The 26,922-nt window shown below is 67.6% G+C and carries 15 protein-coding genes; 12 read left to right on the top strand and 3 right to left on the bottom strand.

Annotated features, from left to right (window positions below; translation table 11 throughout):
• Positions 1-40 precede the first annotated feature (40 nt).
• The gene (locus tag HDG39_RS24735; protein WP_184009397.1) at positions 41-784 is read right to left on the bottom strand and encodes an SDR family oxidoreductase; all 744 of its coding nucleotides are present in this window, start codon (positions 782-784) and stop codon (positions 41-43) included.
• Between the two features lie 117 nt (positions 785-901).
• On the opposite strand from HDG39_RS24735, the gene HDG39_RS24730 reads away from it, so the two are divergent.
• The 5 genes from HDG39_RS24730 (at position 902) to rfbC (ending at position 12,051) form a co-directional block, all read left to right on the top strand.
• Entirely contained in the window at positions 902-1,792 is an 891-nt protein-coding gene (locus HDG39_RS24730) for a LysR family transcriptional regulator (protein ID WP_184009396.1), read from the top strand.
• 136 nt (positions 1,793-1,928) lie between these two features.
• Positions 1,929-3,443 (top strand): cysteate racemase, encoded by a 1,515-nt coding sequence (gene cuyB / locus HDG39_RS24725; protein ID WP_184009395.1) that lies wholly within the window; start codon positions 1,929-1,931, stop codon positions 3,441-3,443.
• 221 nt (positions 3,444-3,664) lie between these two features.
• On the top strand, positions 3,665-9,613 hold the full coding sequence (uvrA, locus tag HDG39_RS24720; RefSeq protein ID WP_184009393.1) for an excinuclease ABC subunit UvrA: 5,949 nt from the start codon (positions 3,665-3,667) through the stop codon (positions 9,611-9,613).
• Positions 9,614-10,390: 777 nt separating this feature from the next.
• Complete coding sequence (locus HDG39_RS24715; RefSeq protein WP_184009391.1) at positions 10,391-11,383, top strand: GlxA family transcriptional regulator; 993 nt, start codon at positions 10,391-10,393, stop codon at positions 11,381-11,383.
• 116 nt (positions 11,384-11,499) lie between these two features.
• A complete protein-coding gene (rfbC, locus tag HDG39_RS24710; RefSeq protein WP_184009390.1) occupies positions 11,500-12,051 on the top strand; it encodes a dTDP-4-dehydrorhamnose 3,5-epimerase in 552 nt (183 codons plus the stop codon).
• Positions 12,052-12,417: 366 nt separating this feature from the next.
• Here the strand turns inward: rfbC and HDG39_RS24705 are convergent, their stop codons facing one another.
• Together HDG39_RS24705 and HDG39_RS24700 are read right to left on the bottom strand one after the other, a co-directional pair.
• The gene (locus HDG39_RS24705; protein WP_013089029.1) at positions 12,418-12,579 is read right to left on the bottom strand and encodes a DUF1328 domain-containing protein; all 162 of its coding nucleotides are present in this window, start codon (positions 12,577-12,579) and stop codon (positions 12,418-12,420) included.
• 257 nt (positions 12,580-12,836) lie between these two features.
• Positions 12,837-13,262, bottom strand: a complete 426-nt coding sequence (locus HDG39_RS24700; protein WP_260328242.1) for a diacylglycerol kinase — start codon at positions 13,260-13,262, stop codon at positions 12,837-12,839.
• Between the two features lie 389 nt (positions 13,263-13,651).
• Here HDG39_RS24700 and bcsB point away from each other — a divergent pair, with 389 nt between their 5' ends.
• Genes bcsB through bcsA form a run of 7 tightly spaced genes read left to right on the top strand, consistent with a single transcriptional unit; the run spans position 13,652 to position 26,873 of the window.
• Positions 13,652-16,012: a cellulose biosynthesis cyclic di-GMP-binding regulatory protein BcsB gene (gene bcsB / locus HDG39_RS24695; RefSeq protein ID WP_184009388.1), complete on the top strand. Its 2,361-nt coding sequence runs from the start codon at positions 13,652-13,654 to the stop codon at positions 16,010-16,012.
• A gap of 3 nt (positions 16,013-16,015) precedes the next feature.
• Entirely contained in the window at positions 16,016-17,353 is a 1,338-nt protein-coding gene (gene bcsZ, locus HDG39_RS24690) for a cellulose synthase complex periplasmic endoglucanase BcsZ (protein WP_184009386.1), read from the top strand.
• Positions 17,332-21,294: a cellulose synthase subunit BcsC-related outer membrane protein gene (locus tag HDG39_RS24685; RefSeq protein WP_184009384.1), complete on the top strand. Its 3,963-nt coding sequence runs from the start codon at positions 17,332-17,334 to the stop codon at positions 21,292-21,294. The genes bcsZ and HDG39_RS24685 overlap by 22 nt, the downstream gene beginning before the upstream one ends.
• 32 nt (positions 21,295-21,326) lie before the next feature.
• On the top strand, positions 21,327-23,354 hold the full coding sequence (gene bcsE / locus HDG39_RS24680) for a cellulose biosynthesis protein BcsE (RefSeq protein ID WP_409259205.1): 2,028 nt from the start codon (positions 21,327-21,329) through the stop codon (positions 23,352-23,354).
• Complete coding sequence (locus HDG39_RS24675; RefSeq protein WP_184009382.1) at positions 23,351-23,563, top strand: hypothetical protein; 213 nt, start codon at positions 23,351-23,353, stop codon at positions 23,561-23,563. Before bcsE ends, HDG39_RS24675 begins: the two co-directional genes overlap by 4 nt.
• The gene (gene bcsQ / locus HDG39_RS24670) at positions 23,560-24,345 is read left to right on the top strand and encodes a cellulose biosynthesis protein BcsQ (RefSeq protein ID WP_184009380.1); all 786 of its coding nucleotides are present in this window, start codon (positions 23,560-23,562) and stop codon (positions 24,343-24,345) included. Before HDG39_RS24675 ends, bcsQ begins: the two co-directional genes overlap by 4 nt.
• Positions 24,342-26,873: a UDP-forming cellulose synthase catalytic subunit gene (gene bcsA, locus HDG39_RS24665; protein ID WP_184009378.1), complete on the top strand. Its 2,532-nt coding sequence runs from the start codon at positions 24,342-24,344 to the stop codon at positions 26,871-26,873. The genes bcsQ and bcsA overlap by 4 nt, the downstream gene beginning before the upstream one ends.
• The last annotated feature ends 49 nt before the right edge of the window (positions 26,874-26,922 follow it).

The following is a 26,922-nucleotide window of genomic DNA, read 5'->3' as shown; positions in this document are numbered from 1 at the left end:
GCTGGTCCAGCGCGGCCGCACGCTGGACCAGCGCATCCCATCAGGCCAAACCGCCATTGGCCCGCAATACCTGCCCATTGACCCAACCCGCATCCGGGCCGACCAGAAACGCGACCACGCCCGCCACGTCTTCCGGCTCGCCGAGGCGCTGCAGCGGCGGCATCTTCGCGAACGTCTCGATCTGCTCGTCGGTCTTGCCTTCGAGGAACAGCGCGGTCGCGATCGGTCCCGGCGCGACCGCATTCACTGTGATGTTGCGCCCGCGCAGTTCCTTCGCGAAGACACGCGTGAACGCTTCGACGGCTGCCTTGGTCGCCGTGTAGATGCCATAGCCGGGCAGGTTCAGCGCGAGCACGCTGGTCGAGAAATTGACGATGCGCCCGCCGTCGTTCAGGCGCGCGGCCGCTTCGCGCAGCGTGTTGAAGGTGCCGCGCACGTTGATGTCGAAGATTTGGTCGTAGAGTGCGTCGGGCGTGTCGGCGAGCGGCGTGGGCTTCATCACGCCCGCGTTGTTGACGAGCACATCCACCTTGCCGAGTTCGCGTTCGGTGATCTCGAACATGCGACGCACGTCGTCGGGCTTCGACACGTCGGCTTGCACCGCGACCGCCTTGCCGCCAGCTTCGCGGATCGCGCCGACGAGCGCGTCGGCTTCGCCCGCGCTCGATGCGTAGTTGACGGCGACCGCGTAGCCGTCCTTCGCGAGCCGCTGTGCGATCGCCGTGCCGATGCCGCGCGATGCGCCCGTGACGATGGCGACTTTCGGTTGTGGGTTCGTGCTCATGATTGGTTTCCTCATGGAAGGTGGTGAATCGGTGAGGTGAATCATGAACGCTTTGCGCGCAGGGATAATCCGGTTAGACTCGCCATCATCATTCCATCTGCTTCAATAATCCGTCGTATGGACCGTTTCGAGGAAATGCGCGTATTCGTGCGGATCGCCGAGCGCCAGAGCTTCACGCGCGCCGCCGACGATCTGCAAATTCCGCGCGCGACCGTCACCAACCTGATGAAGCGCCTCGAGCAGCGGCTCGGCGCGCGGTTGCTCGAACGCACGACCCGCACGGTGCGGCTCACGCCCGACGGAGAAGCGCACTACCAGCGCTGCGTGCGCCTGATCGCCGATCTGGAGGAGGCCGAGGGGGCGTTTTCCAATCTCGCGCCGAAGGGGCTGTTGCGCGTGAACGTGCAGGGCACGCTCGCGCGGCACTTCGTGGTGCCGGCGCTGCCCGCGTTTCTCGCGCGCTTTCCCGACATCGAGCTGATGATCGGCGAGGACGACCGGCTCGTCGACCTCGTGCGTGAGGGCGTCGATTGCGTGCTGCGCGCGGGCGTGCCGCAGGATTCGTCGATGGTCGGGCGGCGCGTCGCGCAACTGCAGCAGGTGACGGTCGCGAGTCCCGCGTATCTGGCCGCGTATGGCGAGCCGGCCGATCCTGACGCGCTGTCGACGCATCGCGCGGTCAACTACGTGTCGAGCGCGACCGGCAAGCCGGTGCCGCTCGAATTTCGCGTCGACGGGCGGGATACCGCGCTCGTGCTGCCGTCGGCGGTGTCGGTCAGCGGCGCCGAACTGTACACGGGCGCGGCTCTCGCCGGGCTCGGCATCGTGCAGGTGCCGCGTTACCGCGTGGATGGCGAGCTGGCGGCGGGGCGGCTGCGGGTCATTCTGGCGGACTATCCGCCGCCGCCGATGCCGGTGTCGGTGCTGTATCCGCAGAACCGGCAGTTGTCGTCGCGCGTGCGGGTGTTCGCGCAGTGGCTGCGGGAGATTTTCGCGCCGGTGAACTGAGGGAGCGAAAAACGCAAAGTAATGCTTTTTCGTGGTTAACCACTGGACATGTGCGCCTCGCATAATGTCATTCTCAAGCGCACAGAAAGCCGCCCTGATCGAGGGTGGACGCACAGAACGACCGGGGGATCTGATCATGAATCGTTTTCGTTCGCTAGGTGTGGCGACGGGCGCGGCGCAGTTCGCCAGTGCCGACATCCTCAGCCGGATGAGCACGGTGTCGCGCCTGCCAGGCGCCGCGCGCCCCTTCGATCTGATCTTCGAACCGCGCGCGTGGCAGGGGCCCGCCGCGCCCGCGGCGACGGACCCGCAGTTCAAGATCCACGTGTTCGACACGATGCGCGCGTTCGAAAAACGCGGCGTCGACGCGATCGTGCTGCCATGCTTTCTGAGCCACACCTTCATCGACGAACTCGCGGCCAACGTCACCGTGCCGGTCGCCAACATCATGACCGCGCTGTCCGCGCACGTGCGGCGCACCTATCCGTCGGCGCGCCGAATCGGCGTGCTGACGTCGGCGGCGATTCGCGCGAACGGCCTGTTCGAGCGCTACTTCGAAGCCGGGCAGTTCGACGTGTGCTATCCGCGCAACGACACCGGTTTCGACGGCGTGACGAGCGCCGTCTTTGGTGTCGGGGGCATCCGTGATGGGCGCCTGCACGGGCGGCCCGTCGAGCTGTTGCGCGCGGCGTGCGCGGATCTGGTCGCGCAGGGCGTCGACGTGATCGTGCCGGGGCTCGCGGAGATCGGCCTCGTGCTGCGGGCGCTCGGGCGCATCGAGGTGCCGCTCGTCGATACGAACCAGGTGTATGCGCGCTATGTCGCGGCGGCGCAGTACACGCAGCCGGAGCGGACGTTCCGCCTCGGCGTGGTCGGCGGCATCGGGCCGGCCGCGACCGTCGATTTCATGGCCAAGGTCGTGCGCAACACGCCGGCCGCGCGCGACCAGGACCATATCCGGATCATGGTCGAGCAGAATCCGCAGATCCCCGATCGCACCGCGGCGCTGCTCGAGCGCGGCGACGATCCCACCCTCGCGCTGTACGCGGCCTGCAAGACGCTCGAGGACGGCGGCGCGGATCTGATCGCGATTCCGTGCAATACCGCGCATGCGTTCGTCGAGCGGCTCCAGCCGGCACTGCGCGTGCCGATCGTCAATATGCTGACCTGTACCGCCGATTATCTGCGCGAGACCTTTCCGGGTCTGCGCGAAGTGGGCGTGCTGGCCACCTCGGGCACGCTCGCGAGCCGCGTCTACGAACAGGCGCTCGACGCGCGCGGCCTGGTGCAGATCGCGCCGTCCGCCACTGCGCAAGCGCGTCTGATGAACGCGATCTACGGCCCGCGCGGCGTGAAGGCGGGGCACGCGTCGGGCGAATGCTGCGAGGACCTCGCGGCGGCTGTCGACGATCTGCTCGCGCGGGGCGTGCAGGTCATCGTGCTCGCGTGCACCGAGTTGCCGTTATTGTTGCGTGAGCCGGTGCTCGCGTGTCCGGGCGGGCGGGTGGTGCGGCTCGTCGATCCGACCGAGGTGCTGGCGAGGCGTTGCGTCGCCTATGCGCTCGGCGACGGTGCCGCGCGCGGAACCCCGGCGGGTTGCGCGACACTGGATGCGGCCGGGTGCTCGCGGGTCGAAAGCGCGCTCGGCTAGTCAGGCGGTGTGACCGCGGCGCAGCCGTTTGCGCATCGCCGCCGATCAAGAGGTCAAGGCGCGCCTGCGCCTGTCATGGAAAACTGTATAAACATACAGTATAGTATCCCCCTACAGCCAGGCTTCCGGGCGCTCCTCGCGCCGACCCGGCTGCACCGAACTTGCGCGGTCGCGAGAGCCGGCCGTGAGAAGTGACCCACTCCTTCAGACGGTCGGAAAAATTGTCCTCCAACGACGCAACCCCTGACACCCTCGCTGACACTCCCCAAGGCGGCAACCCGAGCGGCAACAAGATCCAGGGCACGATCCGCATTCGCGGCGCCCGCCAGCACAACCTGAAAAACGTCGACCTCGACGTGCGCACCGGCGAAATGACGGTCGTCACGGGGCCGTCGGGTTCGGGCAAGTCGAGCCTCGTGTTCGACACGCTGTATGCGGAAGGCCAGCGCCGCTACGTCGAAACCTTCAGTGCGTACGCGCGGCAGTTCCTCGACCGGATGGATCGGCCACAGGTCGACCGCGTCGACGGCGTGCCGCCCGCCATCGCGATCGACCAGACCAACCCGGTGCGCAGTTCGCGCTCCACGGTCGGCACGATGACCGAGCTCAACGATCACCTGAAGCTGCTGTACGCGCGCGCGGCCGAGCTGTTCGACCGCCAGAGCGCGTATCTGGTGCGGCACGACACGCCGGAGACGATCTACGCGGAACTGCTCGAGCGCACCGCGCAGGAGGAGTTGCGGCTCGTCGTCACGTTCCCGGTCGAGCTGCCGGAGTCGGCATCCGCGCAGGAGGTCGAGCAGTGGTTGTCGGCGAGCGGCTATACGCGCGTGCAGGCGCAGCGCGAAGTCGATTCGCCGACCGGCAAGCGCAAGTTGCTCGACGTCGTCGCCGACCGCTTCCGGCTGCGCTCGGTGGATAAAGCACGCGCGATCGAGGCGATCGAGGCATCGCTGAAGCGCGGCGGCGGGCGCGTCAATATTTACGTGCTGCCGGCTACCTCGGACGAGCCGCGGGCCGAAGCCGCCGAGCCGCGCATCTGGCGTTTCTCCACCGGCTTGCACAGCCCCGAAAGCGATCTGCGCTATGCCGATCCGCAGCCCGCGCTGTTCTCGTTCAACTCGGCCTATGGCGCTTGTGATGCCTGCCGCGGTTTTGGCCGCGTGATCGGCGTCGACCTCGGTCTCGTGATCCCCGATGCGCGCAAGACGCTGCGCGAAGGTGCGGTCAAGCCGATGCAGACGCCCGCGTGGAAGGAGTGCCAGGACGACCTGATGCGCTACGCGGCGAAAGCCGACATCCGCCGCGACACGCCGTGGGGCGAGCTCAGCGAGCGCGAACGCAACTGGGTCATCAACGGCTCGCCGGACTGGAACGGCAAGTGGCAGACGCATTGGTACGGCGTCAAACGCTTCTTCGACTATCTCGAATCGAAGGCGTACAAGATGCATATCCGCGTGCTGCTGTCGAAATACCGCAGCTACACGCCGTGCGAAACCTGCGGCGGCGCGCGTCTGAAAACCGAATCGCTGCTGTGGCGCCTCGGCAGCAAGGCCAACGCGAACCAGGTGCTCGCGCCCGCGCAGCGCTTCATGCCGCGCGGCGTGAAGTGGTCGCGCGCGCAGCTCGAAGCGTTGCCGGGCCTGACCGTGCACGATCTCATGCTGATGCCGATCGAGCGCATCCGCCGCTTCTTCGACGACATCACGCTGCCGAGCGCGTTGCTCGACGACGCGCTGAAGCTGCTGCTCGCCGAAGTGCGCACGCGCCTCAGGTATCTATGCGACGTCGGTCTCGGCTATCTGACGCTCGACAGGCAAAGCCGCACGCTGTCGGGCGGCGAGGTGCAGCGTATCAACCTGACCACCGCGCTCGGCACGTCGCTGACCAAGACGCTGTTCGTGCTCGACGAGCCGAGCATCGGCCTGCACCCGCGCGACCTGAACCGTATCGTCGAGGCGATGCACCGGCTGCGCGACGCGGGCAATACGCTGGTCGTGGTCGAGCATGATCCGTCGGTGATGCTCGCGGCGGACCGGCTCATCGACATGGGTCCGGGACCGGGCGAGCGCGGCGGCTCGATCATTTTCGACGGCGCGCCCGAGGCGATCCGCTCGACCGGCACGCTGACCGGCGAGTACCTCGGCGGCCGGCGCCATGTCGCGGATGCCGCGCACTGGTCGCGTCGCGCGGTCGACGCGAGCACGCCGCGCATCGTGCTCGAAGGCGCGAGCGAGCACAATCTGCGCGACGTCACGGTCGAAATTCCATTGCAGCGGCTCGTGTGCGTGACCGGCGTGTCGGGTTCCGGCAAATCGACGCTGCTGCAGGACGTGCTGTATCCGGCGATGGCGCGCCACTTCGGGCTCGCCACCGAAGCGCCCGGCGCGTTCAAGGCGCTGAACGGCGCGGACCAGGTCACCGACGTCGTGTTCGTCGACCAGTCGCCGATCGGCAAGACCGCACGCTCGAATCCGGCCAGCTACGTCGGCGCGTTCGACGAAATCCGCAAGCTGTTCGCGAAGGCACCGCTCGCGCAACAGCGCGGCTACGGCCCCGGCATGTTCAGCTTCAATTCGGGCGACGGCCGCTGCCCGACCTGTGGCGGCTCGGGCTTCGAGCACATCGAAATGCAGTTCCTCTCCGACGTGTACCTGCGCTGCCCCGATTGCGACGGGCGTCGTTATCGCGCGGAAATGCTGGAGGTGAAGATCGAGCGCGGCCAGCCGGCGCGCGCGTTGAGCATTGCCGACGTGCTCGAACTGACCGTCAGCGAGGCTGCCGCGTACTTCGCGAAGGACGCCGAAGTACTGCGCGTGCTGCAGCCGATGGTCGACGTCGGGCTCGAATACGTGAAGCTCGGCCAGCCCGTGCCGACGCTGTCGGGCGGCGAGGCGCAGCGGCTCAAGCTCGCGGGCTTTCTCGCGGAATCGGCACAGGCGCGCGGCGCACGCGGCGCGAAGCAGGTGATCGCGAAGCGTCTGTTCATGTTCGACGAACCGACCACGGGTCTGCATTTCGACGACATCGCGAAGCTGATGCAGGCGTTCGGCAAGCTGCTCGCGAGCGGTCATTCGCTGATCGTGATCGAGCACAATCTCGACGTGATCCGCGCGGCCGACTGGATCATCGACCTCGGTCCCGAAGGCGGCGACGGCGGTGGCCGCGTGTTGTGCGCGGGCACGCCGGACGAAGTGAAAGCGTGCGTCGAATCGCATACCGGCGAGGCCTTGCTGCAATACGATCGCGCGATGGACACCGCAGCCGCGGCGGAGCCCCAGGGCATCCCGCTGCAGAAGGCCCTGAGCGCGGCCCGCGCACGTCGCGCGATCGAAGGCGAGGACGTCGTGCGCATCGTCAACGCGCGCGAGCACAACCTGAAGGCGCTCGACGTCGACATTCCGCATGGCAAGTTCAACGTAATCACCGGCGTGTCGGGCTCCGGCAAATCGACGCTCGCGTTCGACATCCTGTTCCACGAAGGTCAGCGGCGCTACCTCGAATCACTGAACGCGTACGCGCGCTCGATCGTGCAGCCGGCCGGCCGGCCCGAAGTCGATGCCGTGTACGGCATTCCGCCGACCGTCGCGATCGAGCAGCGGCTCTCGCGCGGCGGTCGCAAGAGTACCGTCGCGACGACCTCGGAGGTGTGGCACTTCCTGCGTCTGCTGTACGTGAAGCTCGGCTTGCAGCACTGCATCCACGACGGCACGCCGGTCACGTCGCAAAGCGCCGAATCGATCGCGGCGCAGTTGCTGCGCGATCACAAGGGCCAGCACGTCGGCTTCCTCGCGCCGCTCGTCGTGAACCGCAAGGGCGTCTACACCGACCTCGCGAAATGGGCAAAGGCGCGTGGCAATACGCATCTGCGTGTGGACGGCGAGTTCGTGCCGGTCGATCCGTGGCCGAAGCTCGACCGCTTTCGCGAGCACACGATCGAGCTGCCGGTCGCTGACCTCGTCATCTCGGCCGATCACGAAGCGGAGCTGCGCGAAGCGCTCGATCAGACGCTCGACATCGGTAAAGGCATCATGCATCTGCTCGCGCCGCTCGACGGTCTGCACGACGCGCTCAACGGCGGCGAGTCCACCGCGAAGCTCGGCGACGTGAAGGTGCTGTCGACGAAGCGCGCGTGTCCGGTGTGCGGCACGAGCTACCCCGAGCTCGATCCGCGCATGTTCTCGTACAACAGCAAGCATGGCTGGTGCACGAGCTGCGTCGGCACGGGGCTGTCGCTGACGCGCGAGCAGCGGGCCGCGTACGACGACACGGTCGTCGTCGACGACAATCGCGGTCGCGAGCAGAGCCTGCCGTCGGAGGAGCAGGAACCGGAAGGACTCATCGACGAGCCGTGTCCGGATTGCGCGGGCACGCGTCTGAATCCGGTCGCGCGCGCAGTCACGTTCGACTCGCAGGCGATCGTCGATGTCGCGCAATGGACCGTGTCCGACACGCGCGCGTGGATCGATACGCTGCAGATGACGGGCCGCGCCGCCGAAATCGCGCGCGACGTGGTCAGTGAAATCGGCAGCCGGCTGCAGTTCCTCGAAGAAGTCGGGCTCGGCTATCTGAGCCTCGATCGCGCGGCGCCGAGTTTGTCGGGCGGCGAAGCGCAGCGCATCCGGCTCGCCGCGCAGCTCGGCAGCAATCTGCAGGGGGTGTGTTACGTGCTCGACGAGCCGACCATCGGTCTGCATCCGCGCGACAACCAGATTCTGCTGAACGCGCTGCGCAAGCTCGGCGAGAAGGGCAATACGCTCGTCGTCGTCGAGCATGACGAAGACACGATCCGGCGCGCGGATCACATCATCGATATCGGGCCGGGCGCGGGCAAGCGCGGCGGCACGCTGATCGCGCAGGGCAGCGTCGCGGACCTGTCCGCGCAGCCCGATTCGCTGACCGGGCGTTTCCTCGCGCAGCCGATCGTACATCCGCTGCAGCCGCGTCGCGAGGTCGTCGCGCCGGACAAGCGTGCGGCCGCGGTGCCGGACAACTGGCTGACCGTGCATGGCGGCAAGCTGCATAACCTGCGCGACGTGACGGTCGGCATTCCGCTCGCGCGGCTCGTCGCGGTGACGGGCGTCAGCGGCTCCGGCAAATCGACGCTCGCGCGCGACGTGCTGATGACCAATCTGCTCGATGCGGTCGGGCGCTCTGTGTTGTCGTCTCCGGCCACGCGCCGCGCGCGCGCGGCCGCCGAGGAGAAGCCGGCCGCGAACCGGCGTTCGAGCGTGCTCGCGCGCTCGGCGCCGCGCGCGCCGCTGAACGTCACGCACATGTGGCAGGGCTGCGATTCGGTCACCGGCTGGGAGAGCATCGACCGCGTGCTGGAAGTCGATCAGACGCCGATCGGCAAGACGCCGCGTTCGTGTCCCGCCACCTACATCGGCGTGTGGGATGCGATCCGCAAGCTGTTCGCGGGCACGCTGGAGGCGCGCGCGCGCGGCTATACCGCGTCGCGTTTCTCGTTCAACACGGGCGAGGGCCGCTGCCCCGCATGCGAGGGCCAGGGTGTGCGCACGATCGGCATGAGCTTCCTGCCCGACGTGAAGGTGCCGTGCGACGTCTGCCACGGCCAGCGCTTCAATCCGGAGACGCTCGCGGTCACGTGGCGCGGCAAGAACATCGGCGACGTGCTGACCATGGAAATCGACGAAGCGGTCGAGTTCTTCGCGTCGATTACGAACATCGGACATCCGCTGCAACTGATGAAAGACGTAGGGCTCGGCTATCTGACGCTCGGTCAGCCATCGCCGACGCTGTCGGGAGGCGAGGCGCAGCGCATCAAGCTCGTCACCGAGTTGAGCAAGGTGCGCGACGACATCACGCGGCGTGGCCAGAAGCCGCCGCACACGCTGTACGTGCTCGACGAGCCAACGGTCGGCCTGCACATGGCGGACGTCGCGAAGCTGATTCGCGTGCTGCATCGGCTCGTGGATGGCGGGCATAGCGTCGTCGTCATCGAGCACGATCTCGACGTGATCGCCGAGGCGGACTGGATCATCGACCTCGGTCCGGAGGGCGGCGTGGGCGGCGGTACGATCGTTGCGGCAACGGATCCGGATAGCCTGTCGCGCGTGGCCGCGAGTCACACGGGCGCGGCCTTGCGGCCGGTGCTCGCGCGCTCGGCCGCTGCGGCGACGCTGGCCGGCGAAGGGACGAATGGCTGAGGCAAGGTGACGAGCGGTGGCGCGGCCGTTGCGCGCCGCGATTCGGTTCCCCAGCCGACTGTTTGCTCACATTCCCAGGCGCGCGCATCAGGTATGCCGTTGCAACTTCGCAGGTTGCAACGGCCGGTGCCTCGTCGCGTGCTGCACCGCATCAATCATCCGAGATTCGATCAACGCGGCGCGTGCGAGCGTTTAAATCATACGAAAGGGGCCAGCGATGTTTCAAAATAGAAACATTTTTAGAACCGCCGATAAATCAGCATTTGGATATTAATTTGTGGCCCGGAGCGAATGCCACGGAAATGCCTAATGCCGCGGGCAATAAATTTACGCTTTGCGAATAAACTACCGAATTGCCCCGACATAATCGCGCGATAAGCAGTTCACAATTGAAACATTTTTGAACCGCGCAAGAAACGTACTCGGTAACGCGGAATGGCCAGGCTTCGCATTACCGGCAACTTTGTCCGAATGCGCGAGAGTGCCGTCCATCAAGGCTTTGCGGTAAGATCTCCCCCAAGTTCTTCGCGCGGCTTGCATAGTTGTCCGGCCTGCCCCGCGCTCATATCAATCGCTGAATAACCGCTTTTCCTCAGACAGGGGCTGTCGTGATGAAATTCGTTTTTCAAATTTACTATAGCGATCCATTCCGCTAACATCACGCTTAATCCCTTATGCGGCGTTGGTCTGTTTTTCCGCCGTAATAACGCATTTTCTCGTTCCGTCTGATGGCGGGGCAAATCGGGGTCCGCAACGTATGACCGTTTGGGGAAGATCATGCCGCACATGCACCTTGATACAACGAGAATTACGTGGCTACATACGCCCACTTTGAACGTCCGTACTGCAGCGCGGCGAATCGGCATTCTGCTGTTCGATGGCTTCTGGCTGCTCGGCCCCGGCACCGTCGTGGAAATGTTCCAGACCGCCAATGAGTTCGCGGGCACACGAGCGGGCGAAGATCCGCCCTACGAAGTGCAGTTCCTGTCGATGGACGGCGGCAATGTCGCCAGCTCGTCGTCGGCGCGCGTCTGGACTGACCGCATCGACACGCGCTTTGGCGGTGGTTTCGACGTGCTGTTCATCGCTGGCGGCTACGGCGCCCACGTGGCCGCGCGCGACGAACGCCTGCTGAACTGGCTGCGCGCCGTGCAATCGCGCACACGCGCGATCGAAACGATCGGCGAGGGGCGCCTCGTGCTCGAAGCGGCCGGCCCGACCGAGCATGACGGCCTGATGAGCCGCTATCCGGGCGCGAGCGCGAGCGAAGGCGCGTTCAGCGCGGCCAACGACCGTCACGACTGCGCCCGCAGCGCGCTGATGTTCATCAAGCGCGACCTGGGCGCCGAGCTCGCGCGCAGCGTCGCCGATCGCGTGATGCCCGGCATGGCTGCGACGTGGGTACCGCTGCCGGCCGAGGGCGGCACGCTGAGCGTCGCCGAAAAGATTCGCGCAGCCGCGCGCTGGATGGAGGCCAACTGCGACCGTCCGGTCTCGGTCGCCGATGCCGCGCAGGTCGCCGCAATGAGCGAGCGCAATTTCCTGCGCCGTTTCAAGCACGAGATGCAGGTCACGCCGTCGGACTACCTGCTGCAGGTGCGGTTGCGTATCGCGTGCAACTTCCTGACCGAGACCGAATTGCCGGTCGACAAGATCGCGCGTCGCAGCGGCACCGGCAACGGCGATCGTCTCGCGAAAATTTTCCGCAAGCGCATGGCTTTGTCGCCAACCGAGTATCGCGCCCGCAGCCGGGCGGCCAGTGAGGCGTAGCATGTATCTTTAGCATGCGATAGGGCGCCCGCGTTGCGGGCGCGCCTCGTCTGTCGGACGCGGTCGCGAGAGCGGCCGTATGTTCGCTGGCCAGCCTTTTTACGAGCACAGTGGCGATGGGCAACAGGGTCATTGCGACGGCATTGCCGGAGGTGAAACTCATCGAGCCGGAAGTGTTCGTCGACGAGTTCGGCTTCTGCTTCGAAAGTTTCAGTGCGGACGAGTTTTCGGACGACGTCGCGCAAGGTTTCAACTTCGTGCAGGACCGCCATCTGCGCGCCGTGCATGGCGTGCTGCGCGGCTTGCACTACCAGGTGCAGCGTCCCCAGGGGAGGCTGCTGCGCGTCGTGCGCGGCGAGATCTTCGATGTCGCGGTCGACGTGCGCCTGAACTCACCGAACTTCGGCAAATGGAGCGGCGAGCATCTGAGCGAAGCTAACCAGCGGCAGATCTGGGTGCCGCCCGGTTTCGCGCACGGCTTCGTCGTGCTGTCCGATGTCGCCGAATGCATGTGGAAGACCACCGAGTACTGGTTCCCCGAGCTCGAGCGCTGCCTGCTGTGGTCCGATCCCGACATCGGCATCGAGTGGCCGATCGATTTTCAGCCCATCCTCGGCAGCAAGGATGCGGCGGGCCGTCGTCTGTACGAGGCCGAAAACATCTCGTGAACGACGGCTGATCGGCCTGAGTATTTACGACATTTTTGCTCGAGACGCTCACGGGCCAACCCTGCACTTCGGTGCGTGGATCAAACCATCGAGACGACCCGCGAGCGCGTGCTGCGCGGCGATTGCCATGTCGCGGTGTATGAAGGACACATCGTCGGCACGATGACACTCCATGCTTCGGAGGGCGAAGCATCGCGCGAGAAGAAAAGCAGAGTTGAAGAGCCCGATGCTTCTGCAACTATTGCAATATGCTGCGGCAAGTATTGCAACGGCGACAGCAGCCGCGCAAACCTCAACGCGGCACCCACGCAGCGTGGCCGGTTCGCATCGGGCGAGGGTGAATTCACCGAACGCTGTATGCAGCCGTCAGCGTCGGATCACGCCCATCAGCAGGGTGACGAGGAAGATCACCAGGAAGATGAAGAACAACACCTTGGCGATTTCGGTTGCGCCCGCGGCAATGCCTCCAAAGCCGAACACTGCGGCGATGATGGCGATGATGAAGAAAATCACAGCGTATCGAAGCATGGTGCCTCCACCGGTGGATTGTTGAAATGACGTTTGAACGGCGCCCCGTTGCGTACGTCACGCGGCTTCACGGGTGAGATGCCGGCGAGCGGAATTCAGCAATAGATGTGCCATCGCTTGATTGACGCCAACGTTTGCGAAAGGGCTGCCTGGCGGCAAGCGAAATTGCCGTTGAACTCGCGCTAACGTTTGCACCCCTCGTTACTGGGCGCGCAACCATGCCAACCATGGTGCGGACACGTAGAACGCGTTGCGCCTCACCCACCGAACCAGCGATACGCAAGCGGCCCGCACAACACGCCCCACGTCAGCGCACACATCAGCAGCGCAATGGTCACGGCCGCGCTGCCACAGTCTTTCGCACGTTTTGACAATTCATGCCGCTCGAACGAGATCCGGTCGATGGCGGCCTCGATCGCCGAATTCAATAGCTCCACCAGCAGCACGAGCAGCACCGATCCGGTCAGCAGCACGCGCGCGATGGCGTCGACCGGCATCAGGAACGCTGTCGGCACGAGGATAGCCGCGAGCGCGGCTTCCTGACGGAACGCGCTTTCCGCACGCAATGTCGCGACGATGCCGGCGTACGAATGCCGCAGCGCGAACAACCCGCGCAGCGGACCGCTGCGCTTGGCGGGCGGCGCGATGGGTGAATGAGCGGGGGAATCGGCAGGATCGGCCATGTGTCGGGATGACTTCGAGTGCGGCAAATGACTGCGGATCTTACAAGATGTGAACAACGTTGCAAATTGTGATATCGTGGCGCCGCCCAACAGCGGCAGGCACCTGCACCTTCTCGCCTGACCGGCCGGCTTCGAAACATAAACAGAACGCATCATCGGTTAGGGCTGCTGCCGATTGCGCTCAGGTGTTGGCTAAGCCGTCGCTCGTTGCGCTCAAGGTTTCGCCGGATTTTCCGTATACCAGGCATAGCGCGCCGCCGCCTGTCTCGCCTGCTGCGCGCGCCCGCCAGTCCGTTTCCAACTTCGCGCGCTCGCGCGGCAGACCGGATTCGCACCGTAGTCGGCGCACTCGAGCGCGCACGGTCGAGGTCCAACAAGCTGAGCTGTTCATGAAACCAGTTGTGTCGTTTTGCCTTTCGCTGACCGCCGTTGTCGGCGCGTTGTATGCCGTCGGTTCGGGCGCCGCGCCATCGGTGCCTGTCGTCGTCGCGGCGGCGAATGCGCCGAGCGCGCCCACTGTCGCCGGCGCGAGCGCCGTCACCGCCAACGTCAACCCTCACTACCTCGACAACGACGCCAGCGTCCCAACGCCGGCATCCGGCTCCAGCACATCGCGCGTTTCATTCGCGACCCTGGGCGCGTATCAGCCGTTGACGCTGCGCGGCGTCGAAGACGCGCGCACCGTCAATCTCGGCGTGCGACTCGATCGCGTGGTCACGGCCGCGCGCCTGCGCTTGCGCTACACGTATTCGCCGTCGCTGGTATTTGCGATGTCGCATCTGAAGGTGTCGATCAACAACGAAGTGGTCGCGACCGTGCCGTTCGATCGCGAGCACGCCGGCAAGCTCGTCACACAGGACATCGCGCTCGATCCGCGTTTTCTGACCGACTACAACCAGATCGGTCTGCGTCTGATCGCGCATTACACGCTCGAGCATTGCGAAGACCCCGAGAACTCCGCGCTGTGGGCCGACGTGAGTCCGTCGAGCGAATTCATCGTCGATACCGCGCCGATCCGTTTGCCCGACGATCTCGCACTGCTGCCCGCGCCGTTCTTCGATCACCGCGACGCGAGCCGGCTGCGTCTGCCGTTCGTGCTGCCGGCCGGCGCCGACAACGCGACGCTGCGCAGCGCGGGCGTGCTCGCCTCGTGGTTCGGCGCGCAGGCCGATTACCGGCAGGCGCGCTTTCCGGCGCTGTCGACGTTGCCCACCGACTCGCACGCGGTCGTCGTCGCGCGCAGCGAGCAGTTGCCCGCCGGCCTCACGCTGCCGCCGATCAACGGTCCGATGCTGATCGTCGCCGACAATCCCGTCGCGCCGAACCGCAAGCTGCTGATCGTGACCGGCCGCAGCGCCGCCGAAGTCGATCAAGCGAGCACCGCGCTCGTGCTCGGCACGACCGCGCTCGCGGGTCCCGCGGTGCGCATCACGCAGCTCGCCGCCGGCACGCCGCGCAAGCCGTACGACGCGCCGCGCTGGCTGCCGGTCGACCGGCCGGTCGCGTTCAAGGAGCTGGTCGACGATCCGTCGCAACTGCAGGTGCGCGGCAGCTCGCCCGACGCGATCCGCCTCAACCTGCGCGTGCCCGCCGATCTGTACTCGTGGAACGGCGCGGGCGTGCCGCTGAATCTGAAGTACCACTACACGGCGCCGACCGTGCAGAATAATTCGGCGCTCGCGGTGCAGATCAACGAGCAGCTGGTCAAGTCGTACCGGCTCGCGCTCGCGACCGCCGACGACGCGCAGGGCCGCCTGCAACTGCCGGTGCTGTCGAACAACGGCAACCGCTCGACGAGCGCGCTCGACATTCCCGCGTTTCGGATCGGCAGCTCGAACCAGTTGCAGCTGCGCTTCAATCTCGATTCGCAGAAGACCGGGTTATGCCAGGGCGTCGCCACGAATCCGGTGCAGGCCGCGGTCGATCCCGATTCGACGATCGACTTCTCGGACTTCGTCCACTTCGCGCAGATGCCGAACCTCGCGTTCTTCGCGAACAGCGGCTTTCCGTTCACGCGCTACGCGGACCTGTCGCAAACGGCTGTCGTGATTCCCGAGCATCCCGCGCCGCAGGAGCTCGAAAGCCTGCTGACGATGCTCGGCCACATGGGGCAGTGGACCGGCTATCCGGCGCTGCGCGTACAGGTCGCGCGGCCGCGCGAGCTCGCGCAGCTGAGCGGCAAGGATCTGCTCGTGATCGGCGGCGACGGCTCGGCGCCGTGGCTCGCGCGCTGGCCGCATGCGTTGCCGCTGACGATGGGCGCCCAGACCGGCGACACCGATGGCTCGAGCCCGCTCGCGCGCACCTCGTTCGCGGTCGACGAGCAGTGGCGCAGCGGCGCCCGGCGCAGCGGCGCGCATCGGCCGGATGGCGGCGCGCGCATCGAACGCGACGGACCGCTTGCCGCGCTGATGGGCTTCGAATTGCCGGGCAGCCACGGACGCAGCGTCGTCGCGCTGACCGGCACCGATCAACAGCAGCTGTCGCAACTGCTCGACATGCTCGAAAAGCCGGACCGCATCGCGCAATTGCAGGGCGACCTCGCGTTGCTGCGCGATGGCAAGGTGGACAGCATGCGCGTCGGCGACACCTATCTGGTCGGCTACGTGCCCTGGTATGCGCGGTTGTGGAGCAAGGCGATCCAGCATCCGGTGCTGCTCGGCGTGCTCGGTGCGCTCGCCGGCTTGCTGCTCGCGATCGGCGCGTTCACCGCGTTGCAGGAACTGGCCGCGCGGCGCCGGGGAGTCTGATCGATGAGTCAGGCGAAGGGCGGGGTGCTGCGGCGGGCAGCGCGCGGCGGCTTGGGCGTGCGAGTCGATGCCCGTGCCGGGGTGAGCGTTGAAAGTGGCGCGGGCCTGCGCGCGAGGTTCGCGAGCAGCCTCGTGCGAACAGCGGCGAGGATGCCAGCGGCGCTGTCAGCCGCGGTGCTTGCCACGATGCTGACGCTTGCGAGCAGTCACGACGCGTTCGCCACGCAAGCGTTAGAGCCGAGCCGCGCCGACGTCGCCGCTTGCACCGCCGCGCCCTGGCCGGGCTGGCAGCAATTCAAGCGCGATTTCCTTTCCGCCGATGGCCGCGTCATCGACGTCGGTTCCCCCGACGAGCGCACGGTGTCTGAGGGGCAATCGTACGCACTGTTTTTCGCGCTCGTCGCGAACGACCGCGCGGCCTTCGACGCGATCCTGCGCTGGACCGAGCAGCATCTCGCGCAGGGCGACCTGACCGCGCGCCTGCCGGCGTGGCTGTGGGGCCGTTCATCCGACGGCAACTGGGCAGTGCTCGACGCGAGTGCGTCGTCTGATGCCGACCTGTGGATCGCCTATGCGCTGCTCGAAGCGGGCGACGCGTGGCGCGAGCGCAGTTACACGGCGCGCGGCGCGGTGCTCGCCCGGCGCGTGCTCGACGAGGAAACGGCCAACGTGCCGGGGCTCGGCCTGACCTTGCTGCCGGGCCCGGTCGGCTTTCATCCGGACGCGGATGTGTGGCGCGTCAATCCGAGCTACACGCCGCCGCAGGTGCTGCGCGGCCTTGCCACGCGGCTGCCCGGCGATCCGCGCTGGCCGCGTTTGCTCGCGAGCACGAGCCGCATCCTGATCGACACCGCGCCGCATGGCTTCGCGCCGGACTGGGCGTTGTACCGCGCGCGCCGCGGCTTCGCGCCCGACGCGCAGACCGACGCCGAGAGCGCCTACAACGCGATTCGCGTGTACCTGTGGGCCGGCATGCTCGACCAGCGCGATCCGCTCGCGCCGACGCTGCTCGCGCGCTTCGCGCCGTTCGCGAGCTTCATCGCCGCGCACGGCGCGCCGCCCGAGAAAGTCGACGCGACCACTGGCCGTGCCGGCATCAACATGGGCAACGCGGGTTTTTCGGCGGCGGCCGTGCCGTTTCTCGATGCGCGCGGCCAGCGCGCGCTCGCCGATGCGCAGATCGCCCGCGTCGCCGCGCTCGATCGCGAGACGGCCGCCGGCTATTACACGAGCGTGCTGAGCCTGTTCGCGCTCGGCTGGCGCGAAGGCCGCTATCGTTTCGCCGCCGACGGCACCCTCGATCCGCACTGGAGCACGTCGTGCCGCGCCGCGCCGCAGTAATGCGCGCGGCGCGCATTGGCGTGCTCGCGTGCGCGTGGCTCGCGGCGATGACGCGACACGTATACGGCAGTACCAGCGAAGCCGAAGTGATGCGCACGACGGCCGCGCGCACGGCTGCCATAAGAACACTGCCAGCGCCCGCTGCTTTGCCAGCCATAGCGCCGCCATACGACGCCGCCGCGCAACGCCTGCTCGCGACCGCGCGCATGTGGTCGACCAAGCATCGCGACGACCTCGCCTTGCAGGCGATCGACAAGGCGCTGCTCGCCGCGCCCGGCGATCCGGCCTTGCTTGCCGAGCAGGTGCGCATCGAATTGCGTCTCGGCCAAGCGCAGGCCGCGCAGGCGACGCTTGCGCGCTTGCGCGCCAAGGCGCCGGACAGCGCGGCGATCCCGCAGCTCGACGACGAATTCCGCGTCGCCACGAACGGCCGCGAGGAATTCGCGACCGTGCGTCTGCTCGCGCGTAGCGGCCAGTCCGCCGAAGCGGCGCGGCGGTTGCAGCTGCTGTTTGCGCACGGTGCGCCGTCGGGCTCGCTCGGCGCCGAGTACTACCAGATTCTCGCGGGCACGCCCGAGGGCCGCGAGCAGGCGCTCGTCGCGCTGCATCGGCGGATCGCCGCCGATCCGTCCGACGTCGACGCGGCGCTGGTGCTCGCGAATCTGCTGAACACGCGCGGCGACACGCGCGCGGAGGCTAACCGCATCGCCTGGAATCTGGCGACGCGGCCCGACTCCGATCGCACGGCCTCGCTCGACACGTGGCGTCACGTGCTGCAATCGGCGGGTGTGGACCTCGCGTATCTGCCGGCGTTGCGCGCGTATCTGCAACTGGCGCCGGACGACACCGAATTCCGCGAGCGCGTCGCGACGCTCGAAGCGCGCCTCGACGCGCAACGGCAACTCGAACGCAACCCCGACTACATCGCGCAGCAGCGCGGTCTGCAGGCGCTTGCGCGCAACGATCTCGCGGCCGCCGAGCCGCTGCTCGCGCGCGCCGCGAGTGCGCGTCCCGACGATGCCGACGCAGTCGGCGGTCTCGGCATCGCGCGCATGCGGGCCGGGCGGCACGACGAAGCGCGCACGCTGTTTCTGCGCGCGGCCTCGCTCGCGCCCGACAATCGCGCGAAATGGCAGGGTCTCGCGCGCACCGCGCAATTCTGGGGAACGCTCGCGCAAGGCCGCGCGGCCGCCGCGGCAGGCCACCCGCAGGATGCGGAGCGGGCGGCACGCGCGGCGCTCGCGATGGAGCCGGACAACGCGGACGCGAAGCTGATGCTCGCCGACGCGCTGCTCGCCCAGCACGACTGGAGCGCGGCCGAGCCGCTGCTGCGCGAGATGCTGAGCGGGCATGCGGCGAGCGTGGCGGCGCTGCGCAGCACGCAGACGCTTTTCGAAAACACCGGCCGCGCGGCGCAGGTCGAGCCGCTGATCGATGCGTTGCAAAGCCGCTTCACCGCCGCCGACGATCGCCAGAGCCTCGCTCGTCTGCGCGCCGATCTGCTCGCCAGCCAGGCGGACCAGTTGCTCGCCGACGGCGCGCGCGGGCCCGCCGCGCAGCGCTACGAAGCGGCATTGCGCAGCGAGCCCGACGCACCGTGGACGCGTTTCGCGCTCGCGCGTCTGTACCGCGATCTCGGGCTGCCGCAACTCGGCCGCATCGTGATGGACGAGGGTCTCGCGCTCGCGCCATCGGCCGAGATGCGCTATGCGAGCGCGCTTTACCGCAATTCGCTCGATGACCTGAGCGGCGCGCAAGCGGCGCTCGCACTGATCCCGGAGCAAGACCGCACTGATGGTATGAGGGCGCTCGATCGCAATCTGCAAACGCAACGAAGGCTCGCCGACGCGCGCGCCGCATTCGCGCGCGACGATCGCGCAAACGCGGTCCGCCTGCTTGACGAGGCACGCGCTTTGGCCGGCGACGATCCGAATCTGCTCGCGTCGGTCGGCGCGCAGTGGATCGACGCGGGCGATGCCGGGCGCGGCCTCGCGTTGTTGCGCGACTGGATCGACGCGCATCCGCACGAGGCCGACGCGGACGTGCGGCTGCGCTACGGCGATCTGCTCGGCGGCGCGCGACGCGACGCGGAGCTGTCCGCATGGCTTCGGCAGTTGCGTGGCGATCCGCAACTGAAGCTGGACGCCGCGCAACGCGCGCGCCTCGAGGACCAGGCGCTGCGTGCGACGTTGCGGCAAACCGACGAAGCGATCGATCGTGGGGATTACGAAGCGGCCCGGCAGCGACTCGCGGCGGTCAGCCCGGCCGGTCGGCGGGACAAACGCTACGCGCTCGAACTCGCCGATCTGCAGCGCGTGCAGGGCCACTACGCGGCCGCGCGGGCGACGCTGGCGCCACTGCTAGCCGCGCAGCCGAACGATGCGGACGCGCAACTCGCGCTGGCCCGCGTGCTGGAGCAGAGCGGCCAGCGCGGGGCCGCGCTGCGCGTCGTGCATGACGTGCTCGACGGCGCCGCGCCCGATGACGTCGACACGCGGCTCGCGGCCGCGCGCCGGCTCGCCGCGTTGAACGAAGCGCGCGACGCGCAGCGGATCACGGCGGCGTTGCGCGTCGCGTATCCAACGCGGCCGGACGTGACGGTGCAAAGCGGCCGCATCGCCGAAGACCTCGGGCAGTACGAGGATGCCGCTTCGCTCTATCGTTTGTCGCTCGCGCAGGAACGCTCGGCGGGCGTGAGCGCAGGACCCGATGGCACGCCCGCGCGGGCCGCGCTCGACGATCTCGAACAGCGTCGCAATCCCTCGATCGAGACCGGCTGGCTGCCCGCCTATAAGTCCGGCGACGCGGGCATCTCGCAACTGCGCGCGTGGCAGGTGCCGGTGTACGTGCAGATGCCGTATCGCTACGACGGCCACTTCTTCGCGCACCTCGATACCGTGCGTCTCGATGCGGGCACGCTCGACGTCAGCGACGCCAACGCGTCCACACGCGATACCTTCGGCACCTTCGGCGCGGCCGACAAGCTCGGCACCTCGCTCGGCTTGTCGCCACAGCAACTCGCCACGCTGGCCGCGCGCTTGCCGTATCTGCATCAGCCGGCCACCGGCGTCGCGCTCGGCGCGGGCTACACGTCCGATGCGTGGCGCTTCGACGTCGGCACGACGCCGCTCGGTTTCCCCGTGTCTTACCTCGTCGGCGGCGTGCGCTATCGGTTCGACGCGGGACCGGCGAGCTTTTCGCTGAGCGGCTCGCGCCGTCCGGAAACGGGCAGTCAGCTGTCGTATGCAGGCATGCACGATCCGGTGACCGGCGCGGTGTGGGGCGGCGTGCGCCGCGACGGTATCGACCTGCATTCGTCGCTCGATATCGGCGCGGCGAACCTGTTCGCCGATCTCGGCGCGGGCGAACTGAGCGGGCGCAACGTCGCGAGCAATCAGGAATTCACGCTGCGCACCGGCTTCACGATGCCGGTCTATCGGCGCGCGAATGCACTGGTGAGCACCGGCCTCGTCGGCAACGCGTGGCACTACACGAACAACCTGCGCTTCTATTCGTTCGGGCAGGGTGGCTACTACAGTCCGCAGCGCTATCTGTCGCTCGGGGTGCCGCTCGAATGGCTGGGGCGGCGCGGCGCGCTGAAGTGGGATCTGAGCGCGACCGTGGGCGTGTCGAACTCGTACGAGCGGAATTCGCCGTACTACCCGAACGGTCTGCCCGCCGGGCTCGGCGCGGCGCCGGGGCTCGAGAGTCTCGTCAATGCAGGCAGCTCGACACGCGGCGTCGTGTTTTCGTATGGGCTCGCGGGCGTCGTCGAGTATCGCGTCGATCCGCATCTGGTGTTGGGCGGGCAGTTGAGCATCGATCGTTCGCATGACTACGCACCGAGCGCCGCGCTCGTCTATCTGCGCTACACCTTCGATGCGCGCAAGCAGGACAACAGTCTGTCGCCGCAGCCGGTACGGCTTTATTCGAGCTATTGAACGGCGATGCAACGAGACCGGGGACAGCAGACGTGAACACCGATTCGAATCCAACCCAAACTCCCGTGCGCGCTTTTCTGCGACGCTGGCGGCGCATGTTCGGCGGCGATGCGCCGCGTCGCGCACAGCAGATCGGCCGTCTGGCGATCGAGGCATTGCCAGACGAATGGGCCGCGCTCGAAGCGGGCAAGCTGTATGCGATCTACGCGGCGCCGCGCACGCCGGGGGCCGACACGCCGGGCGTCGATACGCCGGGCGTCGATACATTGATCTGGGAAAGCGCTCGCGCCGCGCTCACTCGCGACGTGACGGTCGTGCTCGCGCGTGAGCGCGCGGCCGTTGCCCGGCGTTTGCGGGAGTTGGGTTTTAGCGCCAGCGCACCGGCGGCGGGCTGGCCGCGCAATCTGAACGTGCTCGCGATGCCGCCAGTCGATGACTCGCAAGCGCAGGAGCAGCACGCCGACAGCGCTGCGACGCACGGCAAACTGTTCGGCGGTCTGCGCGCGCTGAAGCGCTTTGGCTTTCGTGCCCGCTCGCTGTATTTCATCGAAGGCGCCGAGCGCTGGTTCAACTGGCACGACGCTGCCGCGCTCGCGCACGCAGCCCGCATGCTCGCGAACTGGTGTGCGGCACGGCGTATCACGCTGGTGCTGCTGCTCGGCATCGATGGAAATGGCGACGACGATTCACTCGACCCGCGCGGCGCCCGGGACGGTGCCGTCGATGCGCTGCACCGCAACGCGTTCCATGCGGCATGCGCGGGCGTCGCACGGATGGAGCGCACGCACGGCGAGCTGCTGTGGCATGCCGACTTCTGGCGCGCGGATCGCACACTGGTGACGGGCGAAGTCCGCTCGCTGCGCTTTACCGATAGCGGTCGCCTCAGCGTCGCGCCCGACACGGCAGCGGACAGCGTCGCGCGCGGCCAACGCCTGCTTGCGCGCGACGAGCAGCGCGTCGTCGTGAGCCGCGCGGTGGTGCGCGGTCAGGAGGCATGGCTGCCGCCGCATTGGGAGGTGTGCGCCGATCAGGCCGCGGTGCTGAGCGCGTGCGCCCATGCGCAGGCCGCGACCGTGGTGCTCGATTACGCGGGCGGCGCGCAACTCGACGCGTTGTGCGCGACGGTTCATGCGCTGCGCCGCCAGGCCGGGCGCGCGCTCAAGATTGTCGTTGTCGAGCGGGGAGAAGTGCTGCGCCATCAATACGAGCTGCTCGTGCTGACGCTCGGCGCGAACCTCGTGCTCGGCCGCGACCTGCCGTTCTCGCGCATGCAGTCGCTGTTGCAGTCGTTGCAGGGGCAACTCCATACGCGTCCGGTCGCCACCGACTATCGCAGTGCCTTGAGCGCCGCGTTGAGCGACGACGTGCGCGGCTATCTGCCGGTCGGCGCGTTCTGCGAGCGCGTGCGCCTCGTGCTCGCACGCAGCGCCGTGCTGCAGTTGCCGCATGTGCTCGTGAAGCTGTCGCTGCTGCCGCAATGCGCGCACGTCGATGCACTGAAGCACTGCGTGCCGCGTCGCGCGGGCGACGTGCTGACCGTCGACGCGTCGCATCTGTATGTGTTCCTGTTCGCCTGCCGGCTCGCCGATGCGGACGCCGCGCTGGCTCGGATCATCGATGTGCCGGTCGAACGGCTCGCCGACACGCTCGTGCATCTGGCGGAGCAGAGCATCGGCGCTGAACTCGACGCGCTGGAAGCGGCCAACCGGCGTAATCGGATCGCCGATTACAGCGATATGTTCGCGGCGTCCATGCGTGATGGCGCGCCTTGGCGCGCACCGCTCGCCGCAGCACCGGACGAAGCCGCGCGCGAAGGGGCGCACGTGGCCGCCGTGCAACTGGCGCGGGTGGAAGAGGTGTTGGTTCATGCGCGCGCCGAGCTCGAAGCCGACGCCGCGGTGGCGGCAAGCGCGGCCGCGCCAACGACTGGACCCGCCTGGCCTATCGAATCAACCGTAGCGAAGCCGCCCGCTGCTGAGCGCCTCCCATCCCATTCCACGCCGCGGCGCGGTCGCGCGGAACCCAGCGCGATGCCGCTGCGCGCGAGGAGCATCGAATGATCGAACTGGTTCTGATCTGCTTCGTGGCCGGCATGCTCGTCGCGCTGCCGGTGTGGGTCGTCTGGCAGCGCGGCGGCGTACGGCGCGGTCTCGCGGCCATGCGCGGCTTCGATCCGCGCGACGCGGTGCCGTGCGGCATCGAGCCGGTCGCGCTGCGCGCGCGTCTGCTGCCCGCGCTCGATACGACGCAAGACGAGGTGGCGCGATGAAAACGATCGCCGTCGTCTCCACCGCGGGCGGCACGGGCCGCACGACGTTGACCGCCGCGCTCGCGGTACTGCTCGCGCGCCGCGGCCGCCAGGTTGTCGCGCTCGACTTCGATCCGCAGAACATGCTCGGCGCGCAGCTCGGCATCGACGGTCTCGCGGCGACCGGTCTGTCGCAGGCACTGCTCGACGCGGATACCGCATGGCATGCCGACACATGGCGCAACGCGGACGGCGTGCTGTTCGTGCCGTACGGCGCGGTGTCCGCCGCGCAAAGCACGCAGTGCGACGCACGCCTCGCCGCCGATCCGCGTTGGCTCGCCGACGCGCTCGCCGAACTCGATCTGCCACGCGATGGCGTCGTGTTGATCGACACCGCGCGCTATCCGTCGCAGCAGGCCGAGCACGCGCTGCGTTGCGCGGACCTCGCGCTGTGCGTGACGCCGCCCGAGCCGGCCGCCTGCGCGACGCTGGTCGCGCGGCTCGCGGCGCTGCGCGATGCGTGCGCGCAGTTGCGGATCATCGTGAACCGGCTCAATCCCGCGCGCGACATGCAGCGCGACGTGCTGGCGATGCTCGGCGCGGCGCTCGGCGACAAGCTGCCGCTCGCGCAGCGCGTGCATTTCGATGGCGCGTTGCCCGAGTCGTTCGCGCGCGGCACGTGGCTGTTCGACGACGCCCCGCATTCACAGGCGTCGCACGATCTGCAGGGGCTCGCGAATTGGCTCGACGCGTGGCTCACTGAAGCCACGGCGCCGCTCGATCGGCGGGGCGGCGCCTCATGAACGCGCGCGAAATGCGGTCGATGCGTAAGCGCGCGCTCGACTGGCTCGCACACGGCCTCGGCCTGCGCGCGACGCGCACGCCGCTCGACTGGTTCGTGCGGCTGTTCTTCCAGCCGGCCGCGCCGGGCAAGCCCGACTACGCGCGCCGCTGGATTCGCGCGGCCGTGCTGCATTTCGCGCTGCAGTGGGGCGTGCTCGAGCCGCATCGGTTGCGCGCATGGCTGTGGCGCGCGTTCGTGCGCGCGCCGCGTCCGTCGTCGAGAAGCGCGGCGGCGACGGTACGGGTGCTAGCCGCGTGGATCGACCGTTGGCTCGTGCCGCTATGGTTGCTCGGGCGGCGCGGGCGCGAGCGCATCGACGCGCTGCTGGCGAGCTTGCCGTGGCAGCGCTGGGGCATGCGGCTCGAAGACGCGACCCAGCGCGTCGGCCACATTCGCTGGCTGCTGCCGCTCATGGTTGCCGCGGGTGCGGGTTTGTGGGCGGTGATCGGCACGGCGCCGCTGCAATCCGATGGTCAGTTCGCGTTCTTCGCGGTACTCGTGATCGTCGCGCTGATCGTGCGACGCTTTCCGGGCCGCATGCCCGTGCTGATCCTGACGACGCTCGCGCTGCTCGCGATGGTGCGCTACGTCTGGTGGCGCGTCACGCAGACGTTGTCGTTCCAGACGCCGGGCGAGGCGATCCTCGGCTATCTGCTGTTCGGCGCCGAAGCGTATACGTGGGTGATTCTGCTGCTCGGTTTCGTGCAGACCGCGTGGCCGCTGAATCGCGCGGTCGCCAGTCTGCCAGCTGATACGTCGAGCTGGCCGAGCGTCGACATCTATATCCCGACTTATAACGAGTCATTGGCCGTCGTGCGCTCGACCGTGTTCGCCGCACAAGGCATCGACTGGCCCGCCGACAAGCTGCGCGTCTATCTGCTCGACGACGGCCGCCGCGAGGAATTCAAAGCGTTCGCGCAGGCGTGCGGGATCGGCTATCTGACGCGCGACGACAACCGTCACGCGAAAGCCGGCAACATCAATAGCGCGCTCGCCAGCACGCAAGGCGAGTATGTCGCGATCTTCGATTGCGATCACGTGCCGACGCGCTCGTTCCTGCAAACGACGATGGGCACGTTCCTGCGCGACGCGCGCTGCGCGATGGTGCAGACGCCGCATCACTTTTTTTCGCCGGACCCGTTCGAGCGCAACCTCGGCACGTTCCGCCGCGTGCCGAACGAGGGCAATCTGTTCTACGGACTCGTGCAGTCGGGCAACGATCTGTGGAACGCGTCGTTCTTCTGCGGCTCGTGCGCGATCCTCAAACGCGCGGCGCTCGAAGAAGTGGGCGGCATCGCGGTGGAGACCGTCACCGAAGACGCGCACACCGCGCTGAAGCTGCACCGGCGCGGCTACACGACCGCCTATCTGCCGACGGTGCAAGCCGCCGGTCTCGCGACCGAAAGCCTCGCGAGCCATATCCGGCAGCGCACGCGCTGGGCGCGCGGCATGACGCAGATTTTCCGCATCGACAATCCGTTCGTCGGCCGCGGGCTGAGCTTTTTTCAGCGGCTCTGCTACGGCAACGCGATGCTGCATTTCTTCTACGGCGTGCCGCGGCTCGTGTTCCTGACGATGCCGATGGCGTACCTGTTCTTCCAGATGTACTTCATCAACGCATCGGCGACGACGATCGCGGGCTTCGTGCTGCCGTACATCGTGCTTGCGAACGTCGCGAACTCGCGGATGCAGGGCAAGTACCGTCACTCGTTCTGGGCCGAAGTCTACGAGTCGGTGCTAGCGTGGTACATCGTGCTGCCGACGACCGTTGCGTTCTTCAGCCCGAGGCACGGCAAGTTCAACGTGACCGACAAGGGCGGGCGCATCGGCGAGGGCTATTTCGACTGGTCGACCTCGAAGCCGTATCTGGTGCTGCTCGCACTGAACACCGGCGCGCTCGCCGCCGGCGTGTACCGGCTCATGTTCGGGCAGGGCGGCGAAACGGCAACGATCCTGATGAACGTGTTCTGGACGCTCTACAACCTCGTGATGCTCGGCGCGGCCGCGAGCGTCGCGCGCGAGGCGAAGCAGGTGCGCGTCACGCATCGGATCGCGATGCGCGCGGCGGCGACGCTGCTGCTCACGGACGGCTCGACGCTCGCCTGCACGACCAGCGACTATTCGACCGGCGGCCTCGGTCTCGACGTCGAGCCGGGTTTGAATCTCGCGCCGGGCGACAGCCTCGGCGTGTGCCTGAGCCGCGGCGATCGCCAGTTCCATTTTCCGGTGTACGTGAGCCGCTGCGTCGGACGGCACCTCGGCGTGCGCTTCGACGGTCTCACGCTCGAACAGGAGCGGCAGCTCGTGCAATGCACGTTCGGCCGCGCCGACGCGTGGCTCGACTGGGATGAGCAAACGATCGAGGACGCGCCGCTGCGCGGTTTGAAGGAAGTGCTCGCGATGGGCGTCGAAGGCTATTCGCGACTGTGGGGCGGGCTCGCGCGTGCCTGCGAGACGCTGCTCGCGCTCGACCGCACCCGCTATTGATGCCGCCTGCGCGCATCGTCTCGTGCGCAGGCCAATGAGAGAACCCGTT

The sequence above is a fragment of the Paraburkholderia lebeckiae genome (genome assembly GCF_014201005.1).
Lineage (GTDB): Bacteria > Pseudomonadota > Gammaproteobacteria > Burkholderiales > Burkholderiaceae > Paraburkholderia > Paraburkholderia tuberum.
This window is presented reverse-complemented; position numbering and strand designations above follow the sequence as displayed.

Coding starts and splice junctions, on each gene's coding strand:
- HDG39_RS24735 (WP_184009397.1), bottom strand. CDS start 784: ATGAGCACGAACCCACAACCGAAAGTCGCCATCGTCACGGGCGCATCG.
- HDG39_RS24730 (WP_184009396.1), top strand. CDS start 902: ATGGACCGTTTCGAGGAAATGCGCGTATTCGTGCGGATCGCCGAGCGC.
- cuyB (WP_184009395.1), top strand. CDS start 1,929: ATGAATCGTTTTCGTTCGCTAGGTGTGGCGACGGGCGCGGCGCAGTTC.
- HDG39_RS24715 (WP_184009391.1), top strand. CDS start 10,391: ATGCCGCACATGCACCTTGATACAACGAGAATTACGTGGCTACATACG.
- rfbC (WP_184009390.1), top strand. CDS start 11,500: ATGGGCAACAGGGTCATTGCGACGGCATTGCCGGAGGTGAAACTCATC.
- HDG39_RS24705 (WP_013089029.1), bottom strand. CDS start 12,579: ATGCTTCGATACGCTGTGATTTTCTTCATCATCGCCATCATCGCCGCA.
- HDG39_RS24700 (WP_260328242.1), bottom strand. CDS start 13,262: ATGGCCGATCCTGCCGATTCCCCCGCTCATTCACCCATCGCGCCGCCC.
- bcsB (WP_184009388.1), top strand. CDS start 13,652: ATGAAACCAGTTGTGTCGTTTTGCCTTTCGCTGACCGCCGTTGTCGGC.
- bcsZ (WP_184009386.1), top strand. CDS start 16,016: ATGAGTCAGGCGAAGGGCGGGGTGCTGCGGCGGGCAGCGCGCGGCGGC.
- HDG39_RS24675 (WP_184009382.1), top strand. CDS start 23,351: ATGATCGAACTGGTTCTGATCTGCTTCGTGGCCGGCATGCTCGTCGCG.
- bcsQ (WP_184009380.1), top strand. CDS start 23,560: ATGAAAACGATCGCCGTCGTCTCCACCGCGGGCGGCACGGGCCGCACG.
- bcsA (WP_184009378.1), top strand. CDS start 24,342: ATGAACGCGCGCGAAATGCGGTCGATGCGTAAGCGCGCGCTCGACTGG.